General features: G+C 51.7%; 21 protein-coding genes. 5 read left to right on the forward strand and 16 right to left on the reverse strand.

Annotation, left to right across the window (positions count from 1 at the left end):
- Positions 1 to 65: 65 nt before the first annotated feature.
- Positions 66 to 1274 (reverse strand): glycoside hydrolase family 130 protein, encoded by a 1209-nt coding sequence (locus tag ACSEXW_RS20685; protein WP_438448070.1) that lies wholly within the window; start codon positions 1272 to 1274, stop codon positions 66 to 68.
- A 118-nt stretch (positions 1275 to 1392) separates the two neighbouring features.
- Between ACSEXW_RS20685 and ACSEXW_RS20690 the strand changes: the two genes are divergently transcribed.
- Positions 1393 to 2223, forward strand: coding sequence for a helix-turn-helix domain-containing protein (locus ACSEXW_RS20690; RefSeq protein ID WP_438448071.1), 831 nt, complete (start codon positions 1393 to 1395; stop codon positions 2221 to 2223).
- Here ACSEXW_RS20690 and ACSEXW_RS20695 read toward each other — a convergent pair.
- Positions 2210 to 3718, reverse strand: coding sequence for an FAD-dependent oxidoreductase (locus ACSEXW_RS20695; protein ID WP_438448072.1), 1509 nt, complete (start codon positions 3716 to 3718; stop codon positions 2210 to 2212). The two genes, ACSEXW_RS20690 and ACSEXW_RS20695, sit on opposite strands and share 14 nt — an antisense overlap.
- A 194-nt stretch (positions 3719 to 3912) precedes the next feature.
- Positions 3913 to 7704, reverse strand: coding sequence for an S-layer homology domain-containing protein (locus ACSEXW_RS20700; protein WP_438448073.1), 3792 nt, complete (start codon positions 7702 to 7704; stop codon positions 3913 to 3915).
- A 329-nt stretch (positions 7705 to 8033) separates the two neighbouring features.
- On the opposite strand from ACSEXW_RS20700, the gene ACSEXW_RS20705 reads away from it, so the two are divergent.
- The gene (locus tag ACSEXW_RS20705) at positions 8034 to 8876 is read left to right on the forward strand and encodes an AraC family transcriptional regulator (RefSeq protein ID WP_438448074.1); all 843 of its coding nucleotides are present in this window, start codon (positions 8034 to 8036) and stop codon (positions 8874 to 8876) included.
- A gap of 115 nt (positions 8877 to 8991) precedes the next feature.
- Here the strand turns inward: ACSEXW_RS20705 and ACSEXW_RS20710 are convergent, their stop codons facing one another.
- Complete coding sequence (locus ACSEXW_RS20710) at positions 8992 to 10026, reverse strand: LacI family DNA-binding transcriptional regulator (protein WP_438448075.1); 1035 nt, start codon at positions 10024 to 10026, stop codon at positions 8992 to 8994.
- Between the two features lie 200 nt (positions 10027 to 10226).
- On the opposite strand from ACSEXW_RS20710, the gene ACSEXW_RS20715 reads away from it, so the two are divergent.
- Positions 10227 to 11492, forward strand: coding sequence for an FAD-dependent oxidoreductase (locus ACSEXW_RS20715; protein ID WP_438448076.1), 1266 nt, complete (start codon positions 10227 to 10229; stop codon positions 11490 to 11492).
- A gap of 64 nt (positions 11493 to 11556) precedes the next feature.
- On the opposite strand, the gene ACSEXW_RS20720 is transcribed toward ACSEXW_RS20715, so the two are convergent.
- The 11 genes from ACSEXW_RS20720 to ACSEXW_RS20770 all read right to left on the reverse strand — a co-directional run bounded on the left by ACSEXW_RS20720 (position 11557) and on the right by ACSEXW_RS20770 (position 21674).
- Complete coding sequence (locus ACSEXW_RS20720; RefSeq protein ID WP_438448077.1) at positions 11557 to 12552, reverse strand: alpha/beta fold hydrolase; 996 nt, start codon at positions 12550 to 12552, stop codon at positions 11557 to 11559.
- 91 nt (positions 12553 to 12643) lie between these two features.
- Positions 12644 to 14077 (reverse strand): sensor histidine kinase, encoded by a 1434-nt coding sequence (locus ACSEXW_RS20725; protein WP_438448078.1) that lies wholly within the window; start codon positions 14075 to 14077, stop codon positions 12644 to 12646.
- A 37-nt stretch (positions 14078 to 14114) separates the two neighbouring features.
- On the reverse strand, positions 14115 to 14813 hold the full coding sequence (locus tag ACSEXW_RS20730; RefSeq protein ID WP_438448079.1) for a response regulator transcription factor: 699 nt from the start codon (positions 14811 to 14813) through the stop codon (positions 14115 to 14117).
- 48 nt (positions 14814 to 14861) lie between these two features.
- Entirely contained in the window at positions 14862 to 15431 is a 570-nt protein-coding gene (locus ACSEXW_RS20735; RefSeq protein WP_438448080.1) for an SF0329 family protein, read from the reverse strand.
- An 83-nt stretch (positions 15432 to 15514) separates the two neighbouring features.
- Positions 15515 to 16138, reverse strand: coding sequence for a type 1 glutamine amidotransferase family protein (locus ACSEXW_RS20740; RefSeq protein ID WP_438448081.1), 624 nt, complete (start codon positions 16136 to 16138; stop codon positions 15515 to 15517).
- 76 nt (positions 16139 to 16214) lie between these two features.
- A complete protein-coding gene (locus ACSEXW_RS20745) occupies positions 16215 to 17177 on the reverse strand; it encodes a helix-turn-helix transcriptional regulator (protein WP_438448082.1) in 963 nt (320 codons plus the stop codon).
- A 161-nt stretch (positions 17178 to 17338) separates the two neighbouring features.
- Positions 17339 to 17746: a HEAT repeat domain-containing protein gene (locus tag ACSEXW_RS20750; protein WP_438448083.1), complete on the reverse strand. Its 408-nt coding sequence runs from the start codon at positions 17744 to 17746 to the stop codon at positions 17339 to 17341.
- Between the two features lie 221 nt (positions 17747 to 17967).
- Positions 17968 to 19443, reverse strand: a complete 1476-nt coding sequence (rlmD, locus tag ACSEXW_RS20755) for a 23S rRNA (uracil(1939)-C(5))-methyltransferase RlmD (RefSeq protein WP_438448084.1) — start codon at positions 19441 to 19443, stop codon at positions 17968 to 17970.
- Between the two features lie 12 nt (positions 19444 to 19455).
- Entirely contained in the window at positions 19456 to 20370 is a 915-nt protein-coding gene (locus ACSEXW_RS20760; protein WP_438448085.1) for a diacylglycerol kinase, read from the reverse strand.
- Positions 20371 to 20386: 16 nt separating this feature from the next.
- Complete coding sequence (locus ACSEXW_RS20765; protein ID WP_438448086.1) at positions 20387 to 21172, reverse strand: sirohydrochlorin chelatase; 786 nt, start codon at positions 21170 to 21172, stop codon at positions 20387 to 20389.
- 211 nt (positions 21173 to 21383) lie between these two features.
- The gene (locus ACSEXW_RS20770) at positions 21384 to 21674 is read right to left on the reverse strand and encodes a YerC/YecD family TrpR-related protein (RefSeq protein ID WP_438448087.1); all 291 of its coding nucleotides are present in this window, start codon (positions 21672 to 21674) and stop codon (positions 21384 to 21386) included.
- Positions 21675 to 21958: 284 nt separating this feature from the next.
- On the opposite strand from ACSEXW_RS20770, the gene ACSEXW_RS20775 reads away from it, so the two are divergent.
- The gene (locus ACSEXW_RS20775; RefSeq protein WP_438448088.1) at positions 21959 to 22522 is read left to right on the forward strand and encodes an aminotransferase; all 564 of its coding nucleotides are present in this window, start codon (positions 21959 to 21961) and stop codon (positions 22520 to 22522) included.
- A 92-nt stretch (positions 22523 to 22614) separates the two neighbouring features.
- On the opposite strand, the gene ACSEXW_RS20780 is transcribed toward ACSEXW_RS20775, so the two are convergent.
- Positions 22615 to 23691 (reverse strand): DUF3048 domain-containing protein, encoded by a 1077-nt coding sequence (locus ACSEXW_RS20780; RefSeq protein ID WP_438448089.1) that lies wholly within the window; start codon positions 23689 to 23691, stop codon positions 22615 to 22617.
- 195 nt (positions 23692 to 23886) lie between these two features.
- On the opposite strand from ACSEXW_RS20780, the gene ACSEXW_RS20785 reads away from it, so the two are divergent.
- Positions 23887 to 24402, forward strand: coding sequence for a DoxX family membrane protein (locus tag ACSEXW_RS20785; protein ID WP_438448090.1), 516 nt, complete (start codon positions 23887 to 23889; stop codon positions 24400 to 24402).
- Positions 24403 to 24417: the final 15 nt, after the last annotated feature.

The following is a 24417-nucleotide window of genomic DNA, read 5'->3' on the forward strand; positions in this document are numbered from 1 at the left end:
AAAAAGAAAGGAGTGGGGCAAGCCCACTCTCCAGGGATACTATTTTACTGTCCTGACTTAAAACGTTAGGTAATCCTGCCCTTCTCATCAAATTTCCGAATATAAGCCAATAAATCAGCGAAGTTCACCCAGGAGATCCCGATTTTTTGATCTGCCGCACCATACGACATGATTAAATCTTCCCCCATGACCACTCCGCCGGTTGTGAATAGACAAGGTGTGGGGTAATCCTTCGGCATTTCCCAGTCCCTCTCGGCGTACATCAGACGATCGGAGCAGCGGTGAATCACCGCCGGGAAATCGTCCTCCTGCTCCCTGATGATCATGAAGGATTGGGTATATCCAAACTGTGCATCCTTCTTCGCGTGATAAGAGATCAGCCATTCTTGGTTCCCCAGGGATATCGGGGGCCAACTCGCACCCACACGATTCTCCTCCCAATCAAAGACGGGGGACGCCAGAAGTCTATGGGTCGCCTTGGGCGAAGCAAAGTCCTCTATGGATTCTGCTGCCGCTACATATATGGAGGGCTTGCCCACCTTCTCCCCGCCATCGAAGGGAAGGACATTCATCGGGCGATGCAGCATGAGATACTGCATTTTACCTGCAATCTTCATTTTCTCGGGAAAGAAAAACACATCGCGATTGTCGCTGACAGATCCCTCGGTAACGGGACCCACATACTGAAATGCATGCTCATAATTCCCCTGCCTCAACTCATCCAAGTTGAGCTTGTAGAGAACCGTGACCGTATCATTGGAACGAGCCGTTCGGATAAACGGATCGGAATCGTTCCCCTCGAATATCCAATCCGGGACATATTCAAAACGCGTCTCGACCGGTAGCCAATAAGGTCCGGGAGGAAACGGCCGGCAAGCAACCGTTACGTACAACTCCCCCTCCATATAAAAGATACGCGGGTCTTCCACACAGCCGTTAGCATAATTGCGCACTACATTTCCCTGTATATCCGTGATATACAGTTCGTGCTCTTCATACCCCAGTGCAGGAGCCAGGGCAGGTCTTGAAAAGTCCGCGGTCCATGTTTCTCCCGCATCAGCGCTTTTGGCATAACCCAGGAAGATCGGATAAGGATCATGGCATCCTTCTCTTCTTTTATGCGGCCACGGACCCGTTGCCCGGAAAAGCATATGAATATCATTCGTGTCCGGATCTTGAATAATAGCCGGATTCAAGACCATCTTTTCCGCCCAATCGCAGCCTGGTACAGGTTCAAGAGCCGGTTTGTTCAAATATCGAAAGTGTGGCTTCATAGATCCTCCTGTTTCATCATAAAGTACGAACCTCTTCCCTCTTACCATTTCCCTTGTCAACCTCTTCGAAGACACGATATAATTCCAGCAGCATCTCCATTCCAGGAGGAACCCCTCGATGACGAAGTCCGTTCCCCACCAGTCCTGCGTCATGTATGCGAATTACTTCACGCACACGAAGCCCCACTCCGTAACATATAGGGACGGGCTGACCTTCTACCTGTTCCGGCTTCAGGCCGAAGGAACCTGCCGCGCGCTGGTTGACGGGAAGCTCGAAACCATCATCCCCGGAGACCTTCTCATCTATCCTCCCGATCAACCCTATGAGCTGAACGTGCAGCCCCGAAGTGGACCGGAATCAGGTGCGATTCAACCCGTCGGAGATTATTTCCTGATCGCACACGGAGAATGGCTGGATTCATGGTGGAGCAACAACAGCCTGCCCACCAAGACGAACATCGGCTTTGACGATACGATCATCACCTTGTGGAAGCATATCATCCGCGAAAAGAAGAAGGTGATGAAGAATCAAGAGGAGATCATGGATTATCTGCTAAGAGCGTTTTGTTTGACACTGGAGCAAGCGATCCAGATCAAGCAGCGCACCCGGGGATCGGAAACCGCGTACAAGATGAAGATGTTCATCGATAACCATGCCCATGAGCCCCTCCGTCTGGAACAAATAGCAGACTCCGTCGGATTAAGTGTCTCCCGCTGCTCCTATCTGTTCAAAACCGCTTATGGCCAATCGCTGTTCGCCTATTGTATTGATGTTAGGCTAAACCATGCGCAGCAGCAGGTGCTCTACAGCAATCTAGCGCTGGAGCAGGTTGCCGAAAAGTCGGGCTTCCCGAGCTACCCGCATTTCTGCCGGGTATTCCGTGATCGGTTCGGACATCCCCCGGGAGAATATCGGCGAAATTTTGGATTCCGGTTCAATGCAGATTGACATTCAAAACCTGATTTTCTTGAACGAGTACGGCCTGCAGCTGCTCGTACTCGACATGTTGAACGATGCTGTCCGCATCAAGCGCCAGTGCGGCAGCGGCGGCGGCCGATTGACCCAGGATCATAAATACGGGCTCCATGCGGATCGATCCGTAGGCTGCATGGGTAGCGGAAACACATACCGGTACGATCAGATTGGTACATTCCGACTTCCTCGGTACGATCGCCCGATAGCTGATCGGATAGGGTGCCTTCAACTTGACGTAAAAGCCTCCTTCCGTGCTTACATATCCGTCTTCATTCACATAGTACTGCGTATGGTGCGAATCCATGGCGAAGGAGCCCATACCTACGGAATCCGGCACTTGATCTTCCAGCCGGACTACATGCTCCGTCACCACATAATCGCCGATCATTCGGCGAGATTCTCTGACGTACAGCTGGGGTGTCCAATGGCCGCTATCGACAAATTCATCGAGCGGCAGACCCCACGGTCTGTAGACTGCCCGGATCTCCTCGGGCACCCGCGGATGGTTCTGAATGGTCCAGACATAGCCTTGCTGGTAGATGCGATGGGCAATCCATATCTGCTGCCGGGTTCGATAATCCGCCTCTGGATAGCAATGGTTCATTCCGTTGTAATCCGTTGAGATGCCGCTGTTGTTATTGGAATCGGTCTTATCCGGGGTGACCCGGTTCAACTTAAAGAACTTGGAGCTTTGCCCTTGCTCGATGGCCCGGAACAAGATTTCATAATCCGCTTCGTTATATCCTTCTGGCTTCTCAATATCCAAGCGGTTGCCGGGATTATTCGTCAAGCACATGCGGAAGTTATACGCCTGAAGCTTGTTGTCTCCATCGCCTACGTTGCCGCCACGGTCGGGATTGACTCGCAGCAGCAAGCCGCTGGACGGCACCCCTTTCACCACATATGGATCGATTCCTCCAGGCAGCTCATTTTGTTCAATGCCAGGCTGAATGCCGTTTAGGGTCTCCCCGTATTGCGCATTGGACTCCCGGCCGACAAAATACGTGATGCCGGCTTTGGCCATCAGATCCCCTTCATAAGTAGCGTCAATAAACACCTTGCCGCTATAGACCTTCCCGGATTCCATCCGGATCGAGATGATTTGGGATCCATGTTTGGTCACCCCGTCCTTCAGATCAAGCCGTTCCCCATATACGACTTCAATATGGTATTCTGCCACCCATTCTTGCATGACCTCGAGTGCGACTTTGGGTTCGAACAGCCAACAGGCCCCGTCCTGCGAATATTTCCGGGCAACCCGCCGGTAGAACTCCAAGGACAAGCCCCCGATCGCTTCCTTCATCCCTACATCCGTATCCCCCAGTCCTCCGGTAGTCAAGCCCCCGATTCGCTGACTCGGCTCAATCACCACCACGCTTTTACCCATCTTTTTGGCCTGTACGGCTGCCGTAATGCCCGCTGCCGTCCCTCCGTAAATAACCATATCCAACGGTAGCTCCCGGATCACTTCTACTCCTCCTCCTCCACGATTTCGCTTACAGGCATTATTATAAGCCGCTTGCCGAATGACCGAGAATGATGGATCTTCCTTTTTCACTTGATCAATCTTACTGTTTTCAAGCCGCCGTTACCGGGTGGATACATAGCAAAAAACCGGAGGCAATGCCTCCGGTCTTCTTGTGGTCATCCTTATGAGATTTTCTACTTATTATAGATCCGGTAAAGGAATACCGCAGCTTCTGCTTTGGTTGTGTTGCCAGTCGGATTGACTTTGTTATCGCTGCCTAGGATCAATCCTTCCTTCACCATGGTCGCTACGCTGTTCACCGCATAGAAAGCAACCTCGGACTTGTCGGAGAATGGCTCCAGATCCGCAGCCGCACCTTGCTTATTCAGCTTCTTCGCAAGCTTCAGGGCTTTTTCTGTCAGCACCATCATGTCCTGCCTTGTGATCTTGTCATCGCCGCCGAATCTGTCATTGCCTATACCAGTCGTAATACCAAGTGCTTTGGCAATTGCAATTTCATTGTAATAGTAAGCATTCACCTGTACATCGCTGAAATTGCCATTTGTCTTTGTCGTCAATCCAAGTGCCCTTACAAGGGAGTACAGGAAATCCGCCCTTGTAATATCGGCTTCTGGATTGAATCCATTGCCTTCCGTCTTGAGAATATCCTTGGATGCAAGTACTTCGACAGCACTCCTGGCCCAAGCTGCCGTTCCGAGATCGGTGAATGTCTTGGATACGTAAGCTACGGCGTAGTCGCTGAAATGAGTGGTTGTGAAGGTTACCATACCGGTCTTCGGGTCATAGCGTCCGCTCGGTATGGTACTCACCTTTCCGCTTCCGTCCATGTACCAAACCACAATCCATTCGGGATTCTTCGATTCGTCTGCAGTCGGCTTGTAAGGCACGGATACGGTTACCGGTGCACCGGGATTGCTCCAGGCCGTTTCCTTGCCGTCCACCGTAAGGGTAAGCTGAATGATCGGCCTATCGCCGAGAGCCGCCTTCACTTCCGCCGGAAGCTTGGACTTGTCGCCATTTCCAATTCCCAGTGCTACTTCCTTGCTGCTGCTCTCCGCTGTACCGGTCAACATGGTACCGGATAGGACAACCTTAGCCATTTCGGTGGACAGCGTGAGCTTGTCATCCTTGGTTCCGCTTGTCAGGACCGCAGCAGGCAAGCCTACCGAGTAGGACTTCACCCCTTGCGCCACAGGTATGTCTAGGGTTACATTCTTTGCCATGTATTCCTTGGCTTTGTCCAGATCCAGTGTCGGAACGGCTGCGGTTCCATTCTTCACCGTCGTCTGCATGGTTACTTTCTGATCCTGAACAACTGGTGCTGCAGGTGCGGCCGGTGCTGAAGAGGATGCTCCGGTGCTGGAAGAGGACGAAGTATCCGTTCTGTCATTAGTTACTTTTATCGTGTAAGTCTTTACCGTACCGTCTTCAGCGGTTACCTCCACCTTGATATCCGTTGCTGTACCAGGTGTAAGCGATATGGCTCCGGAAGCGGTACCGCTGGCAACCACCGTACCATTCACCTTTATGGTTGCCTTGCTGTATTTTGCCACCGGCGTTACCGTAATGCTATTGGCATCCTTCAATGTGACTCCATACTGAGTGGTCCCCGCTTCGAATACGGGATTAAGGGTGCCCACACTCAGTGTCAAGCCGCTGAGGTCTGCTTTCACATTACGGGGTGTATAGGTCCCCAGATCACCAAGGTCAATTCCATAGCTGCTCTGGAGCTTCTCGTACTCACCTTCAAAGAAACTATTCAGGTAGGAATGTCCAAGAACGAATCTGTCCGGATTCATGGCGCCATAGTAGCCGGCATTGGCATTGCTCTGACTGTCGAACAGCACATAGCTTCCCTGCCACCCTGATCCGGATACGCCCCAGCTGATGATGTGATCGATGTACGGGGCGAACTTGGTGAACAGTTTGTACATCAGCGCGTACTCATAACCAAGGGCATCCGACTGTCTGACATTAAGCACGGCGGGAGCGGTTGCGCCGCCGCCGGGGGCGTCGGTCGGCACCTTAAGGTCAAGCTCGGAGTAGGAAATTCCGGAAAGAAGGCCACGGTCAACGAGAGAGGCATAGAGAGCCATGGCATACTGGTTATCGCTGGCAAGGGTCTTACCAACCGCATCGTGTCCCTGGATACCGATGTCTTCGATAAGGGGTCTTCCGTCATACAGCGGATCGGAGCGCCATGCGGTGTTCAGCTCGAGAACCATGTTGTATACCGTCCTCGCCTTGCTGCGGGTCGCAAGTCCGTAATCGTTGTAGGTCAGCTTCGGAGGATTCTCAACGATATAGGCGTCAATGCTGCCGGCGTTGTCGTGTCCGTCGAGCTTCATGTACTCGGGAAGCTTTGCATAGTTGGCTTTGTAAGCTGCCGCCATCTTGGCGTTAGGAGCCGCGATGTGCGCGTTTTTGAAGAGCAAGTAAATGTAATGCTCGGTGATGTTGCCGCCGATTTGATCATCCGACATGGCAGCAAGCCAGTTGGTGTGTTTCAAGCTCATTCTCCAGTTGTTCACATCCTTGGGGATGAGTTCACTGTGACGGCTCTCGTGCACCTCTTCGTTGAGTACGTCCCATGAATGGAAGGGAATGACTCCGCGGGATACGCTTGAACCATACTTCGTATCTGTGGTCAGGAAGTGCCGCATCACATACATGGTGTGGTTGAACTGCACCCTTCTGGCCATCTCTTTGTCTACCTTAACCGTGGTTGTAACGCCATTGCCAAGTCCGTAGAAATTGGTTGTGCCGTTATATCCGGAGGGCAGGTTCGCGGGAATAATCTGTGTCATCCATGCAGGGGCCTGGTTGTACCACGCCAACACATGGCCGTGAGACTTGTACTGTCCCGGAGTCCCGGAATCCCGGATCGCTTGATAAGAATTGGTCGGGAAACTATATTCCGCTAAGCCGGGGGTGGTGGCTGCGCCGCTCAGGTCTGCGCCAGTAGTGCTCTTCAGCCAGCTCGGGCCACGGGGATGCGTTCCATCGGCCTTGAGATTGTTGCCGTCCACGAAGATTTCATAGTGATTGGCTCTGGCTCCGGTTACTGCTCCGGTTCCGATCGCGCCGACCATGAACAGGCCATTTTCCTTATTGTAAACACTTTTCAATGGCGCTACGTCACTCTGGTTTTCCTTGTTGACTACGTTGGGAAGCGCAACGCCATTGGGATCGGGCGCGGTTATTTTGATGTTGGCGACAAGAAGCATGCCCGTTTCTGCGGAACGAGCGTTCTCGCCATGGAGCTCCAGAATGAAGTTCGAGGAACTGCCTGTTGAGGCGGTAATGCTGTGGTGAGCCTTTAACCAGGATTCACCGTTGTAGCTGCCCACCCAGTCGGGGTTAAGGTTGTTGTACTGGTAATCCCTAAGGTAGGAATCGAGGTTCGAGCCGGCATTTCTGATTCTCCACCTCATGTATTTGCCCTGCGCGCTCTTGGGATAGAACACGTCGAACTCGATCGTTGAGCCTTCCGGGACATTAACAGCCGGGGACAACGGAGATTCCATGCTTATTCCGCCGAATGTGCTTTTTCCGTTATGGGCGTAATTGATCTGGAGCACATCCGCTTTGCCTTGGGAATCTGCAAAAGGATACGGAATCATTTTGAAGGTGCCACCGGCAAAGTCGGCAGGGACACGGCTGTCTAGCGGGGTTCTGGAGGTCCAGACATTGGTGGGGGCGGTAATTTGTACAGGCACTTTACCAGGACCCGGATCAAGACGGAAATAAGGATCATCGTCGGCATACACAGCGTCGTACACCGCTTGGTTCACATTGGATCCGGTTCCAGCAAGGCTCATCTGGAGCGGGAAGTCTCCATTGCCGGCTTCCGAAGCTTCGCCTCCAGCCGTAGCGGCCGAGACGGGGGCAAACGTGAATAAGGAGAACAGCATGCTGACTATGAGGATGCGGGTGACGTAGATAAAGCGTTTTTCACCGTTCATCTTGGGTTAGCTCCTTTTCTTAAGGCATCGTTTTCGGAACCTCTTACAACTTGCCGACAAAAATGATGTTTACGGTCAATAAGAACTCCTCCCTCAAGATGTTGTATGGCAGGCATTGTAAGCGCATTCAAGAAAGTGAACAAACACAAGGTCTCGACCTTCTACTACCGTAAGAATGACGAACCGGTGGTGTAGACGATCTCCTTCTCTCTGCCACTTACTATTGATAATATGATATACAAGCCCTATAATAATCTCCATGGATGGATAATAAATCCTTTGTACTTTTTTCGGAAACGGTTACAACTTTAACCGAAAGCGGAGAGTTTATGGACTACAAGGAGATCAATCCGCAAATCGAATATTACATTAACAGGCGCTCTACTCCGAACTGGATTATCGAAGATGCAACCACCCATTTTATTGATTTATCCTATTTTTCAAGCGGGAAAGCCCTTTACAAGGTGAACGGCGAATATTATGAAGTCAATCAGGGCGATCTCATATGTATCCCGCAAGGCAGCCGGCGAAGTGCAACTACGGATGCGAACAACCCCATGGAGAGTTTCGCCATCAACTTCCAGCTGTATGATATCAAGGGGAATGATGTGGAGCTTCCTTTTCCATTGATATCCCATATCGGCTTCTCGGAAGAATTATTATCTCTATACAATGAACTGACCCTTGTGTGGTTGAAAAAAAGTCCGGGCTTTGAGATCAAAGCCCGAGCCTTGCTCTTGATGATTCTTCATCATTATTTCAAGCGCTTCTACTATAAAATCAACGTCCGGAACATAGACAGCAGAATTCAGAAATCCATCCGATATATCCTGAGCAATCTCCACAAGCCGATCGAAGTAGAAGAGCTTGCCACAATTGCCGGCGTAACAACGGCCTATTTCGGAACCCTATTCAAAAAGTATACGGGTTCTTCCGTAAAGGATTATATGAATAAAATGAAAATCAGCAATGCGGAGAATATTCTTATTAGCGGCGAGTTTTCCGTCAAGGATGCGGCATACAAATGCGGCTTTGAAGATATCTACTACTTCAGCAAGCTATTCAAAAAAATTAAGGGATACCCTCCCTCCAAAATCTTATTGGACAAAAAGATGACCGAATTGGCCGTCCCTGCTCCTAACAGTACCAACGAATCGTCTAGGAGCCTGTAGTGTCGCCGCTCCTGTTCCCTGTCGGGGAACGGGCGGCGATTTTTTATAGGGAAGAAATAATGAGAGAAAAGAGCCGCGGAATCCCAGGAGTGAATACCTGAGTTTCTCGCGGCTCTTATCCATTTCGAGTTTCCTTCACAGCTGCGGCCGATTCCCTGAGCACGAGCACCGGCGGTACGAATAAACGCTTCGGCTGATCGTCTGGGTGCTCCAGCAGATCAATCAACACATTGCAGGCCATCCGCCCGAGTGTCCGGGCGTCCTGCTTCAGGACAGTCACCGGCGGATGCTCCAGCGCTGCGGTAGGGAAATCATCAAAAACGATCAGCGATACATCCCCGGGAACAGAGACACCCGCTTGTTGAAAGTACTGCAGCAGTACGCGCCCCTCTCTCATCGAAGACGAAAAATAGGCGGTACATGGGCTGCGTTGAATTTGGTTCCAGCACGGATGCTCCGGGTTGTAGGTTACCGGCAGCTCGAATATTTGCTCCGAGTACGGCTGTCCGAGTTCATCCATAACGCTTTTATACCCGCGTATCCGCTCTTCGATTGCGGGAATGCGCTCGGACTCGAAGGGAACGATAAGCCCAATTTGCCGATGGCCGAGCGAGACCAAATATTCGACGGCTTCCCGAGAGCCGTTATAGCTGTCCGTGGCGACGATATTCATCTCGGAGGCAGGCAATCCCTCTACTTTGCGCTGGCCCAAAAAAACCAAGGGACATCGGGCTTGCAGCAGCTTTTTCAAGCCGGTAATTTTAGCGGACCAGCTTAGAATAATCGCCCCTTCCACGCCGGCGTATCTTAATTTGTCCGCGAGCTCATCCCCGTGCTCTTCGGTCGACGCCAGCAACACAACGGAGTAGCCCGCCTTCAGGGATTCCTGGCTGATATGGGTCAGCAGCTCGGCGAACAGACCGTCAAGCTGCAGATGCTGCGTGTAACACACAAGGGCGATCATTTTGCTGCGCGAGCTGCTGAGACCGGAGGCGAGCCGGTTCGGCACATAATGAATTTGCTCGGCGATTTCCCGGATTTTACGTTTGGTTTGCTCGGAGATCCGGGGGTGATCGGACAACGCCAGCGATACGGTCGTTTTGGACACACCGGCCAGCTTGGCTATTTCTTCGATGGTAGGCAGAACCATCACCCTTTCCTTTTACCTGTCATCACACAGGTTTACAAGTTAACCTCTCTATTTTACCGAATGTCGAGCAAGCAGTGCAAACCTTTTTCATAAGAGCAAGGAAAACTCGTTGACAAGAGGATTGCTGTTAGTTAACATTGATTTAACGGTTAACCTTAGTTAACCTAATATTAGTTTAAGCGAAGGAGCTGTTTATAAGAATGCCCACAACGTATGAGCTGAAACGGGAAATCCCGGTTTACGACCGCGCCGATCTTGTCGTCGTAGGCGGAGGACCCGCAGGAGTTGCCGCAGCGATCACGGGCGCCCGCTGCGGTAAAAAAGTGATTCTGCTGGAGCATTCTGCCCAGCTGGGCGGAATGGGGACGCTCGGGAACGTGAGCATTTTCATGCAGGTCGGGAATATAACGGGAATCTACCGGGAGATCGTGTCGGAGGTTATCCGGGATCAGCTTCCGGAGGGGACGGATTTTGATGTTGCGCCCCAGTACTCCCCCTTTCGGCTCCGCTATTATTTGAACCGGAAGCTGGAGAAGGAGAATGTCAAGGTCTGCTTCCATACCTCTTTCGTATCGGCCATATCGGACCAAGGCCGGGTTCAAGCGGTCATCGTCAATACCCGCGAGGGCCTGCGTGTCGTGGAAGGCTCCGTCTTTCTCGACTGCACGGGCGATGCCCGCGTGGCCATCGACGCCGGTGCCGGTTATCATTCCGGGCGCGAATCCGATGGTTTGACACAGCCGATGACCCTGATGTTCATGATGCAAAATACGGGCCGAAAGGTGGAGTCCTATCTTCCGGAAGGCTGTTATTACTATGAGAACATCGAGGATTTGCCGCAGGGCCGGCATCTGTATTGGGAACGGATGAATGACGGCACGTTGCTCGTCAACATGACCCGCGTGAAGGCCAACGGCTCCAAAATCGATGAGGTCAACTTCGCGGAGATGGAAGCGCTCCGTCAGGTATTTTCCGTCGCCCATTATCTGCAGCGCAACGGGTTCGAGAACTATATCCTGTCACATGTCGGCAGCCAGACAGGCGTCAGGGAAACGAACCAGATCGAGGGCCTCTACACGCTGAACGAAGAGGACCTGATGTCGGGCAGAAGGTTCGCGGATGTCGTGGCGCAAACCAACTACGAAATCGATATCCATAGTCCGAACGGCGCCAAGGAGTGCGACGAACGCCCTGTCGAAGGATACGATATCCCGTACCGATGCATGGTTCCGAAGGGGCTCGAGGGGGTGCTGGTGGCCGGCCGGGCGATTTCCGCCACGCACGTCGCCATGTCGTCGATGCGCACTCAGACTAGCTGCTACGCGCTTGGCCAGGCTGCCGGGGCTGCCGCCTCGATCGCGATCGACCGGGGCTGCGCGCTGAAGGATGTGCCGGTTTCCGAGCTGCATGGGGAGCTTTACCGTCAGGGCGTGCGATTCCGGCTGAACGAAGCTGACGTTTCTTAAGATGCGAAAGACGCCAAGGACAACTCCTTGGCGTTCTTTTTTAGAATAAACTTGAATTGAGCCGTTAGTTCGTAGAATCTTTAAACGCGTTAGCCCATTCCTTAAATTGAGAAGTCATTTCCGCAGCATAGTCATAATGCAGATAATGGGTCCCTTGAAGAATTTTGATTTGTCTATGCTCTTTGTCCTTCATCACTTCTTTATGAAGCTCCACCCATTTTTCTGATTCCTCGCAATTTTGAGAGGAGAGGAAGTACAATACAGGAACATTTTCTGGAAAAGACAACTCCCTTGCCACTGCGAAATTCACATCTGACATGGAGAATTCCTGTAAGGTGGTATCATTTAACGGACCTCTCTGGAATAATCTCTTATACGTCTTTGTATCTTCCTGAGAATATTCATACCCTTTAATACGCGGAACGATTCCCTCGCTGTCGAAGGCTGCCAACAAACGTATCATCCCTGCATCATACAGAAGTCGTTGTATTTTATAGCTTGTCATTGCACTTTTTGCTGGTTCATCATACAGCGCCTGTTTGGGCACCGAGCTGTCGATTCCAACAAATGCCTCCACTTCTCCCGGATACTTGTTGGTATAGTAGACCGAATAGAGCCCCGATAGAGAATGTGCCATAATGGTGTATTTCGTATATCCTAAAGTATGGAGCAGCATATGAAGTTCTTCCGTTATATTTTCAATAGATCGTTCCTTTTTTGTCTCGTCGCTTAAGCCGTATCCGAATGGCTCTACCGTTACCACCGTATATTCATTCTTCAGATGATCGGCTAACGGGGCCATTTCAAGTACGGGAGATGTCGAGCCAAACCCAGGCAGTAGAACGACTACCTTCTCACCGCTTCCTGCAATGGCTACGCACATCTTCTCCCCATTCACATCAACCATCTGCCCATACGCATGATCTAATAACGGAGCTTCTTTTTTCTTGCAGGCGGTATGGATGATGCTAAGTATAGCAACCATAGCCAGCAGGATGCCTATCATAATTCCAATCCACTTTACAACCTTTTTTAGTTTTCGTTTCATTCTGGTTTTCATATGATTTCTCCTTCCATAACCACAAACGGGTTGTTGGAAAAATCATATCAAATCAAAATAAACCGCAACTTTCAGCAACCTTACAATTACCTTAACACCCTATGGGTAGTGTGATTGTAAACGTGCTGCCTCGGTTCACTCCTGTAGACAGGGATATTGTTCCGCCATGAGCCTCCACGATCTTCTTGGCAATCGAAAGTCCAAGCCCGCTGCCCCCGGTCCTGGAGTTTCTAGCCTTATCTTCTCTAACAAACGGTTCAAAAATGGATAGCGCCTGTTCTGTATCCATTCCGCATCCATCGTCGGATATACTTAATATCACCTCGCCCTCTTCACCCGCAAGAGTAACCTGTATATGCGTTCCGGGGATGTTATACTTCACTGCATTCCCGATCAGGTTAAACACGACCCTGCCGATCAGCTCACCATCGATATCAATCATGCACACTTCTTCCGGTATATGACAATCCAATGTCATCCCGGCAATCTCGATATCATCAACCAACTCCAGTATTCGTAATCGGATAAACTCACAGAAGTCCGTTTGTTCTCTGGTAATTACAAAATCTTTACTTTCAATTTGTGCATAGGAGAACAGACTGGTTATGATATGGTTGGCTCTATGGCTGTTCTGATAAATTGCGGAGAGATAAGAATCTCGCTGGGATAGGTCCATACTCTTCCTGTCAATAAGCACTTCCGCATATCCTTGGATTGCGGACAGTGGATTTTTCAAATCATGCGAAATATCCAACAGCATTTCGTTCTTCTTACTCTCCATCCGCTTGTTCTCGTTGGTCTTCTTCTCAAGCTCCGCCGCCAAATGGTAAAAGGTCTCCTGGAGTTCACCATATTCCCCCTCCAATGGTGCCTCCATACGAGTTGTGTATTTTCCATCTTCCAATGCCTTGGTATACTTCTTAAGACTTTGTAAGGGAATCACGAATTGTTGGGCTGAACGTTTGGAGAAAAAGGTAACGATCATGACTACAATGGATATATAGAGGACTGCAATACATGCAATAACGGCCGTCTCCCGAATAAATCCCTCGCTTTCCAGATTGGCCATCATCGAGATCTGAATTTCTAACGAAGCAGGAAATGCAACCACCAGCCAATATTCGCCCGCGGCATCATACGCAAAAGTAGCATTGTATGTCCCCGCAGACACTTCGGTCTTCCCAAACTCGGACAGGTACTTACTCCACTCTGAAAGAGTGAGCTTGTTTTCCTTGATAACCCCCGCTCCAGTAAGGGTAATCACATCCAGGCTCTTCGTCACGATCTGGGCACTGCCATGATTCTCTTCGATTCCCGATACATGAATGGCATGATAATCTTGGTTGATTAATGTATCCGCCCGATACAGTTGGGTCAACGACGTATTATTGTTAAGAACCGAGATAATCTGCAGCATTAAGAATAAGAGGGTCCCTACTAAGAAAACCGTTGCATAGAACTTAAATTGAAGGGCCTTCAAACTATTGGTTATCGTTTTCCCGTTTTTCCGTTTCCTGTTCTTCATTCCATACTCCCACGTGAACAAAGTAGTACTTTTTCATTTACCTTCCATCGATCAGCTTGTACCCAATTCCTCTGAATGTTACAAGATGCTTCGGCTCTTTCGGATTCTCTTCAATCTTATTTCGAAGTCTGCTGATATGGACCATAACCGTGTTATCGTCGTATGCATATTCCTCCTTCCATACTGCATGGTACAACTGCTTTTTGGTCAATAGACGATTCCGGTTCTCTAGGAAGAATTGAAGCAGTTGGTATTCCTTCGCACTAAGCTTCAATTCCTGTGTACCGAGATAGGCACATCCTTGATCTGGATCTACACGTATATCGCCACATTGTAATTCAGCCGTGTCGAACTGCCTCGAATGGATCGCCGTAAGTTTTCTGACCTGTACCGCAATTCGTGCCTTTAATTCGGCCACACTGAATGGCTTCACGATATAGTCATCTGCACCGAGGGATAACACCAGAACTTTATCCATCTCTAGATCTCGAGCGGTTAGAAAAATAATCGGGATATCACTTTGCTCCCGGATTTTCTGCATAAGTCTGACTCCGTCCAGTCTCGGCATCATACTATCGAAAATTCCAATATCCACTTTTTCTCTTAGAAAGAGACTGTGCGCCTCCCACCCATCTGCTGCAGGATATACGGTGTATCCCTCTTCGGACAGCTCCTTATTAAGCAAATTCCGAATATCCTCTTCATCCTCCGCCACTAATATAGATACTTGCTGCATGCTTGGCATACTTCCCTTCCTGTTTCTGACTCTCCCACTCCAATTTACTCATAACCCACTCCGCCGCAGCTCATAAAAATACTGCACAATCGGATGCTTTACCCTCATTTTCTCAGACATGCTTACAATCCGCTTTTTCCCAACCCTTTTATCCAACAGAGCAAGAATATTCATTAAGATATCATTGCTCTCTATGCTTTTTTCTATCGAAGTCGTTAAAAACTTATTAGCCTCAACGATAAAGTTCGATTTACTTAATGAAGCCTGCGCTGCCAAAAGCTCCTTTGCAAGTGCTGTACTTTTTCTGCTTCTGGCAATTACTTTTAGACGATCCTCCGGTACTTGCCCCTTGGTCTCTTTTCGGATCGCTTCAATTTCGTCATTGCTTATAGGAATTTGGATATCCGGGTCATTCTTAATTTCCAGCTCCGTTTGATACCATTTGATGGCGTTCGTTTTATCACTCATATTGAGTACGCTCTTTTTATCTACCGAAATATAGCAAATCCCCGGTTTATCCGTTAAATAACGGTAGCCCGGCGCACGGTATTCCACCCTTCCCATTAACGCTGGACAGAGAAAGCTCTCCAGTTGTTGCTTCAACTTGCTCCAGGACATGTAATCCCCCCATATCCATTCATCCGATCCTCATCAAACTATGCACAGTATATCATAACAACCTGAACGTTCAAATCTTGTCATTATATGGAGCTCATTAGCTCGTAGAAGTATTGAGGTTCATGCGTTTGGTTAAGACGATACCAAGCGTCCAATGTCTTGGGGGTACATACATCCAGCATTTTTAAAACATGAACCGAAAATTCTAATGGAGCTACTCCGCATGCAGTGACCAAGCTCCCATCGGTGACAGCCGATTCCACCTTGTAATATTCTTCGCCCGTGTAAGAAGGGCAAATCATCTTAAGGTAGGCCAAATCATTGCTAGTGTGCCAACGTGAATCTAACAATCCTGCTTGAGCAAGTCCTAAGGTAGCGCCACAAATGGCTCCAACGGCTATCCCTTCCTTCAAACACATCTCGGCCATTCTTAATATGGGTACGTGAACAGCTTCTGTCCATGTATTTCCACCAGGTAAAATCAATGCATCTATGCTCTTGATGCTGCACTCATCCACTTTAACATCCGGCAAGATTTTCAATCCGCCCATTGTAGTGACTGGAGTCTTTTCTATTCCAACGGTGACTATTTTTGCTGGTGCCAGCCCCTGTCTGAAGTATCTTCCAGAGTTCAGTTCGGCGGTCAAATAACCGATTTCCCAATCGGACATGGTATCAAACACATAGAGATATACGGTTTTATTCATTTCTAAGCCCTCCTCATAAAGTTCATTCTTCATCATAATAAAACAACCTCACTGACAACTGCGGTCAGTGAAGTTGTTAACCTTGGTAATATTCCATTAACTCTGAGGCAACCGCCACCAGTTTATTCTTTAGATTCTGTGGCTCTATCACTTGAAGGGATTTCCCATAGGGAAGGATGATATACGGAATATGTTTATACAGTGCTTCTTCCTCTAGTAAAAAAATGGCTTGCGTGGGTGTCCGCTCCTGCAAATGATGCTCCAAATACCAATGCATGCATAGATCATCCAACGCCTCTGCCCTGCCGCCAATAATGAGTGAAATGAATCCGGATTTATCTACTCGTTCCGGCAACAGATTTTTCATAAAAAAAGTACGCGCTGAAAATTCATGGGGACGCTTAAATGAGAATGGCGTGCGTGTGATGCTCAACATTCGTTCCACCCGAAAGCTGCGGATCTCATTCCGCAGGTGGCAAAATGCAATGGTGTACCACTTATGGTTCCAATTAACGACGCCATAGGGGTCTATGACCCTAATGGGGGACTGATCTTCATGTCTGTTACGATAGGAAATTTCTACAGACCATTCATTTGCTACAGCGAGCTCCAATTCCTGCAATACCGGCTGAACAGCGGGGTAACCCCTGCGGTTTATTACACCAAATCCGGCTACATGATGGCTTAGCAGCCTTTCCTGCTCCTGATTCGAATACATCTTCAACTTGGATGTTGCCTTCTCTAATGCCTCACTCAAAGGATAACCGGCTTCTTTTGCAAATTGGGCAGCATGAAGCAATGTCTTTTTTTCATTCATACTAAATAGCAGAGGAGATTGGATAAAAGGGTGCAGCAAGCTATACCCGCCATTGTGCCCGGTGTCGGATATGATCGGGACGCCACTGGCACATAGTGCATCCATATACCGATAAACAGTTCTTATATGTATCTCTAACTTCTCCGATATTTGCTTCGCCGTCCATTTCTCTCCCGAATTCAACATCCATAGAATGGTTAGCATATGATCATTTTTAGACATAACATAACCCTCACCTTTGATTACCACTATACTTTTTTATTTCACAGACTGGAAAAAATATTCCTCGCGACTACGCATCAGAGGAATAGTCTCTTAAGAAGAAGGTGAAGGTAAGCCTCTTGATGGGGCTTTTTCTTACTTAAACCAAAAGCAGCCGGGAATTACCTACCTTCAATTGCTGCTATCCTTATCACCGCATGTTTTCTTATTTCTTCATCAACGTCCTGCGCTAATATTTGAAGTACTGATAACGATGCTTTTTTATTGTAAACAATCCTTTGCCTAACGGAAAAATCGCCATCTTTGGCTAGTTTTAGTTGTATATGTTCTGGCAATTTATTTTTTGACGCAACCATATGCCTAACTCTCCAACACGGATCATCCGCAAGAATCTCAAGAACTCCAAGAGGAACAGTTTTGTTATGCGCTACCCAAAATCTCATATCAGGATACTGTTCTATCACTTTAATCCAAACGGTCAGCGGCGCTTCTTCCCATGCTGCTTTTAAGTATTCATCTGGATTATCACTAAGTCTTAACCGCACAAATTCTTCGGCAGAATGAATCACTACATCAGCTCCGATTTACGTTCTTGTGTGTCCATGCTCAGATTATATCAAACCTGAAATATCCCGTGACCAATTATTTCCTTTATTTATGCTGTGGATGCGTACAGCCAATATAAAAGCCATATCCCCAAGAAAAGGTAGAAATCCCCCCCTCTACATCTTTAAGTAAAAGAAAAAGCCCTCCTTAACCAAGGAGAGCATGACATCGTTACTTCTCGTCGTTATTTTCCGTTCCAAACTAACAGTGCCACCGATTCCACATGCACCGTATGCGGGAACATGTCCACCGGCTGCACCTCGACGGTGCGGTAGCCCGCGTCCTCGAGGACGCGAAGGTCCCGTGCGAGTGTCGCAGGGTTGCACGACACATACACCACACGCCGCGGCGCCATCTCTCCGATGGTGCTGAGCAGCGCGGCGTCGCAGCCCTTCCGCGGCGGATCGACGACGATGACGTCGGCCGACACGCCCTGCCGGCGCCACGCCGGGATCACTTCCTCGGCGGGGCCCGCCTCGAACGTGACGCGCGACGACAGCTCGTTCAGCTCGGCGTTGCGCCGCGCATCGGCGATGGCGTCCCGGACGATCTCTACGCCGTAGACATGGCCCGCCTGGCGGGCCAGGAACAGCGAGATCGTCCCGATGCCGCAGTACGCGTCGATGACGGTTTCACCGCCGGTCAAGCCGGCGTAGTCCAGGGCCTTGCCGTACAGCACCTCGGTCTGGACCGGATTCACCTGATAGAAGGACCGGGCCGAGATGGCGAACTGGACGTCCCCGATGTAGTCACGGATGTATTCCTCGCCCCACAGCACCACGGTCCGGTCCCCGAAGATGACGTTGGTCTGAACCGTGTTGATGTTCTGGACGATGCTCTTCACGCCGGGTATCTCCTCCCGGAGGAGGCCCAGCAGCTCGTCCACCCGCTGGATCTTCTCGCCGTTGGTGACGAGGACGATCATGACGTCGCCGGTGCGGAAGCCGACCTTCACCACTACGTGGCGCAGGAGACCTCGCCCGGTTCCTTCATCATAAGCGCGGATGCCCAATTCCCCAGCAACACGCTTTACCTTCCGAACCACGTCGTCGTTCTTCTCATGCTGGATGAGACAATCATCCATGTCGATGATCCGGTGGGTCCCTTGGGCGTAGAAGCCGCCCACCAGCCCGCCCTGCTCCTGGCCGATCGGCACCTGGGCCTTGTTCCGGTAGCGCCAGGGCTCGGCCATGCCCAGGGTGGGATGCACCGTCACGCCGCCGGCCTGTGCCTCGCTCCCGCCATCTGCACCTGCGCCTGCAGCTCCACTCCCCTGCACCGTCAGCTTGCCGATCCGCTCCAGCGCATCGACCACCAGCTGACGCTTCCATCGGAGCTGAGCCTCGTAGCTCAGGTGCTGGAGCTGACAGCCGCCGCATTCGGCGTAGATGGGGCAGGGCGGCTCCACCCGGTCCGCTCCCTGCACCTGCACCTGCGCCAGCGCCGCATAGCCGTACTGCTTCTTCACGTGCTCCACTCGCGCCAGCACCTTCTCGCCGGGCAGCGCCCCACGTATAAAAAGGGTATAGCCGTCCCTCGTCCGGCCTACCCCTTCTCCATCATGTCCGATGCCAACCACATCGGCCTCTACCAGCTGGCCAACGGCCACCGGCGCTTGAACCGCCGCCGCGGGCGGTTTTTTCCTCTTCATCCGATTCATCGGGACCTCCGGTTACTTTCGTTTATACGAAGAATTGCCCGATTCATCCACGAATATGCGCAGATGGTTCGGCAGTACCGAGAACACGCCCGGCAGCGTCCCGCCGAATTCTCCGTCCAGGTTCAATTGTACATAATCCGGCGACGTGATCTGGATATGCTGGGTCTTGAAGGAGATCAGGTTCGGATCATTCAGATGCTCCCCGCGCAGCGCCAGGGTCACGACCCGGATCAGCTCTACCAGATTGCACTTCTTCACCACGATCACGTCCAGCAGACCGTCATCGATGGTGGCATCCGGACACAGCTTCTCGAAGCCCGCCACCGAATTGGTGTTGGAGATCAGGAAGATCATGACCTCCTCGTGGAGCTCATGTCCGTCCGCCTTGATATACAGCTCAATGGGCCGGAGCCTAGGCAGCTTCTCCAGCCCCTTCATATAATAGGCCAGCTGGCCCAGCATAGTCTTCAGCTTGCTCGGCACCTCGTAGGTCAGCTCCGTCAGGGAGCCGCCTCCTGCGATATTGATGAAGTACCGCTGGTTGGCCTTGCCCAGATCGATCACCCGCTCAAAGCCTTTGGTGATGATGTCGCAGGCCGCCTCCCAGTTCTTCGGAATCGACATCGCCCGTGCGAAGTCATTGGTGGTCCCGAGCGGAATGATACCCAGGGGAGGTCGGTTCGGCTTTTCGGCCATCCCGTTGATTACCTCATACAGCGTCCCGTCGCCGCCCGCAGCAATAATGACGTCAAACCCGCGCTCCACCGCATCCGCCGCAGCCAGAGTCGCATCCCCTTCACCGGTCGTCGCATGAGTCGACGTCTCCAGCCCGCCGCGCTCCAAGCGCTGCAGGACATCCGGTAGCCGCCGTCTCATTTCTTCCCGTCCAGAAGTCGGGTTGTAGATCAATCTTGCTCGTTTGGCCATCCCCTAGTTCACCCGTTCATCGCATAGTGATTACACCGTTCGCCGCCAGCACGGGCCGGATCTGGTTCTCCATCCATCTGGACACCAGAGGGTGAGGCAGCATCGCTTGTCCGTTATAGCGGTACTCATAGCCTTCCATTCGGGAAGGAATTACTTGTTTGGTAAAATAACCCTCGCTCAAGAACAACGGAGCGACGATCACCCGATGCTCCGGCTTCAGCTTGCGCCAACGCTTCATCTTCCAAGGAATCTGATCCGGCAGCAGCATGGACACATCCGCTTCGTCGAAGCCGCCCAGCTCCTTCAGCCGGGCCGCCAGCCGCTCAAGCCCCGTCTTCCAGCGCAGGTGGAAGCCCTTCTCGATGGAGCCATGCCCCACCAGAAGAAGAATCTCCTTGTCCGGCTGAACAGACAGCTCACGCACCTTCTCGAATACGATGCGCGCAATGTCTGGATCATCGTCGATCGGACTGGTAAAGTGAATGGCCGCGCTCCGTTCAAAAGGCACCATATCCGTAGGCAGGTTCGGCTCGGGAATCACTCCGAGCGCATAGCTGATCTCATCGATATGTGTGCTCCCCGAGGACACGAACAACGGGACGACGACAATGTCGGTTACGCCCTCGGCCTCCAGCATCCGGATCCCGTCTTGAATCAGCCGGCCCTCCACAATCTCCAAGAAGGAGGACACGACCGGAATACCCTCGTCCAGCCGGACTCCCGCCACCGCCTCGTCCACCAGGCGGACCCATTCGGCGCTGCGTGAGCCGTGACTGATAACCAACACTCCAAATTTACGCATAGCTCCCTCCGTCAGCGACTGGATTCGCCCGTTCCGGGACCGCCTTCAAGGTGCGGCCGCCGCCATGTAACCGGACGTAGTTCCATGCTATCGAAAGGATATTTTATTGTCAAACGAAGCCGCGGTTGAAAGCCCCTCCACATGAAAAATCCCACTCTTTGCAGAGAAGGATTTATAAGTGAAGAGCTATATTGCCTGCCGTTCGGAAGTGTTATCTTCCAAGACGCTCCAATGTCATTTTATACCCGTCATTGCCGTAATTCAAGCATCTTTTCACCCGGGAGATGGTCGCCGTGCTGGCTCCCGTCTCGGCCTCGATCTGGTTGTAGGTGCAGCCCTTGCGGAGCATCCGGGCTACCTCCAGCCGCTGGGACAAGGATTGGATCTCGTTGACCGTGCACAAGTCGTCGAAGAAGATGTAGCACTCTTCCATATCCTTAAGTGTCAGAATGGCTTCAAATAATTGTTCAATGGCTTTATCGTTCAGCTTCTTAAGCTGCATCCCCATCATCCCCTGGCCCATGTCTAGACTTGCATACAAGCAATTCGACAATATAATCGGTTCTCCTGCTGTGCAATTGTAAAAATTTCAAACTGTAAAATTTTGAAGCGTTAGCGGGTTAAACTGCGAAGGCGACGAAAAACCGGGCATTCGTCCATACCAAACGTTTGCCCATGGAATAGATTATATAAAAATAACTCCGCAAAAGGAAGTCCAAACGGGCGGTTCCGGTCCGAAACCGATGCGGAGGCCCGATCATTCCAATAAAAAGGGTTGTGAGCCAAGTGAAACCGAGACAAACGATGCATACCCGCCAACAGGATTATGCGATGACGCAGAGCTTATGGGGCGGACAGGGCGGAGAGTTTCCCGGAATCGGGAACCCCTATGTCGGAGGAGGCACGCCTAGCTGGCCCGCCGCGTACAATCCGGAGTTTCCCGTTCCGGGAGGAACCGGAGGGTTCGGAGGGGCAGGCGGCTTAACCGGCGGCGCTTCAGGAGGAGCAGCCGGCGGCAGCGGCGCAGGCGGACTCCTCGGCGGCTTGAACCTGAACCAGGTCAAGGGCTTCATTGACAAGATGGGCGGGATCGACGGCCTCGTCAGCACCATGACCCGCGTTCAGAAGATGGTATCCAGCTTCCAGCAGATGGCCCCGATGCTGAAGCTCCTGATGGGCTCCTTCGGCGGCAAGGCGGCGAGTAAATCGCTGGACTTCGACGATCTGGACCGTCCGAGACGCAAGCGCGCCCGCAAGAAGGGCAAGAATACGGGCCGCAAGGTTCGCCGCAAAGGCTCCGGCTCCGGCTCCGGCAGCACCTGGACGCCCAAGCGCAAGAAGGTCCGCTGACCCGGCCGATCCCCGACTATACCTAAGCACGCACGCCAATTACCTCCGAGGTCAACATCTCCGGAGGTAATTGGCGTACGGCGTGCCGCCGATTAGAAGGCTCCGAAGGTGACGGCGGCCGTATCCGGAACGATCTGCACCCAGGTCTGTCCGGGAAGCAGCTCCTGCTCCACGCCGCCCTCGTAAGCGCGGATCAAGCCGTTCTCCCGCTTCCAGGTGACCTCCCGGACCAAGCCGCGCTGGACCAGATAGCCCTGTCCGGGACCCTCCACCTGAACCTCCCTCCGTCCGGCATTGTCCACGATCTTGTGCCGGGTCTTGCAGATCAGGATGTTCGCGGCCGTAAGGGTTCGCCCCGTCTCCTTGTCCGTGTGGGCGGCACCGTTCATTTCCCGCTTGTACAGCTTGGACTCTCCATCGTAGCGGTAGCCCACCGAGTAGCCTCCCGGATACGGGATCCACACGGATGCCGCCTCCTTGCCTCCGCCCGGAGAATGGACAGGCCGGGCTCCCTCCTCCTGGACCCCTTCCACGGGTGCATAGGACAAGCCGCTCCCTCTCCATGCCTGGCGCATCTTGCGCTCAGCGGCGCCCTGGCGGATTTTGTCCACCCCGGTGTAGAGATTATGGGGCGCCTTGCGCTCGGCCGACCTCCAATAATAGGCCGAATCCCCGTACACCTGGTCGAAGTGGTTCAGCTTGCGGTCCATGATCATGTTGATGGCCTCTTGGCTCCAGCCCGCATGGACGATGATGGCGTCAAGACCGTCCCCGATCTCTACATAATAAGGCCGAATGCTCCGCACAGGCCCGACCACCTGCGGCGCCTGGCTCTGGTACACGGCCGCAAAGCGGGTGATGTTGCCCTCGGCCAGGATCTCATAGACGAGATCCGCTTGATCCAAGCCGCTCTGGGGCCGGGCGGCGTTCGAATTTTCCACCATAATCATAACGGGCCGAGGCATATCCCCCACCGTATTAGCCAATAATCCATTCAACGGGAACGGGCTGTGGTTCTTGGCACGCTGCTCGTCCGGCCATTCCTCCGAAACGGCATGGCCCAGCACCTGCCGGGAATTGTCCGAAGGCTCTGCAGATGCGGTCAGGCCGCCGGTTCCCCCAGTCAGGATGGTGATCGTGCATCCGATGAGCAAAGCGGTTTTTCTCATGTCGAATCTCCTCTATCGTTGAAGTGGGGTGTCGAAACGTCAGTCATAAATCCATCACACATCGGGAAAAATGTTATATCGAGTGAGGTTTATCACATACTGTGACAAGTGTCATCAAGTATGCTTAAGTCATCAAGGGAAACGGAACATACCATCCACCCCGTAGCCCTAAACCCCCTATAAGGAGTGAACACGATGATTACCAAGTGGCTCAGAGAGAGCTTCATCGCCTCGTTCCTGTTTCTCGCCGTCCGGTTGTACTTGGGTTGGGAGTGGATGCACCATGGCTGGGAGAAGATTACCGGCGGTACCTTCGACGCATCCGGCTTCCTGAAGAACGCCGTTGCCAAGCCCGTTGCCGATAGCAAGACCAAAGAGCTGATTTATCCCAACTTTGTGAAGTTCTTAGATAATTTTGCATTACCGAACGCCAAATTATTCAACACCTTGATTCCTTGGGGAGAATTCCTGGTCGGTCTGGGCCTGCTTCTGGGCACCCTGACCGCTGCCGCCGCCTTCTTCGGGCTCCTGATGAACTTCATGTTCGTCTTCGCCGGCACCGTCTCCAGCAACCCTTGGTTCATCCTGCTGGGTGTGTTCATCATCCTCGGCAGCAGCAATGCAGGCCGCTTGGGCGGCGACTACTTCGTCCTGCCTTACCTGCGGAAGCTCTTCAAGCTTGATCGTTTCGGCCGAACCCAACACTCCTGACATCCTAGAATCGGC

The sequence above is a fragment of the Oryzibacillus soli genome, from assembly GCF_051594765.1.
Classification (GTDB): Bacteria; Bacillota; Bacilli; order Paenibacillales; family NBRC-103111; genus Paenibacillus_AR.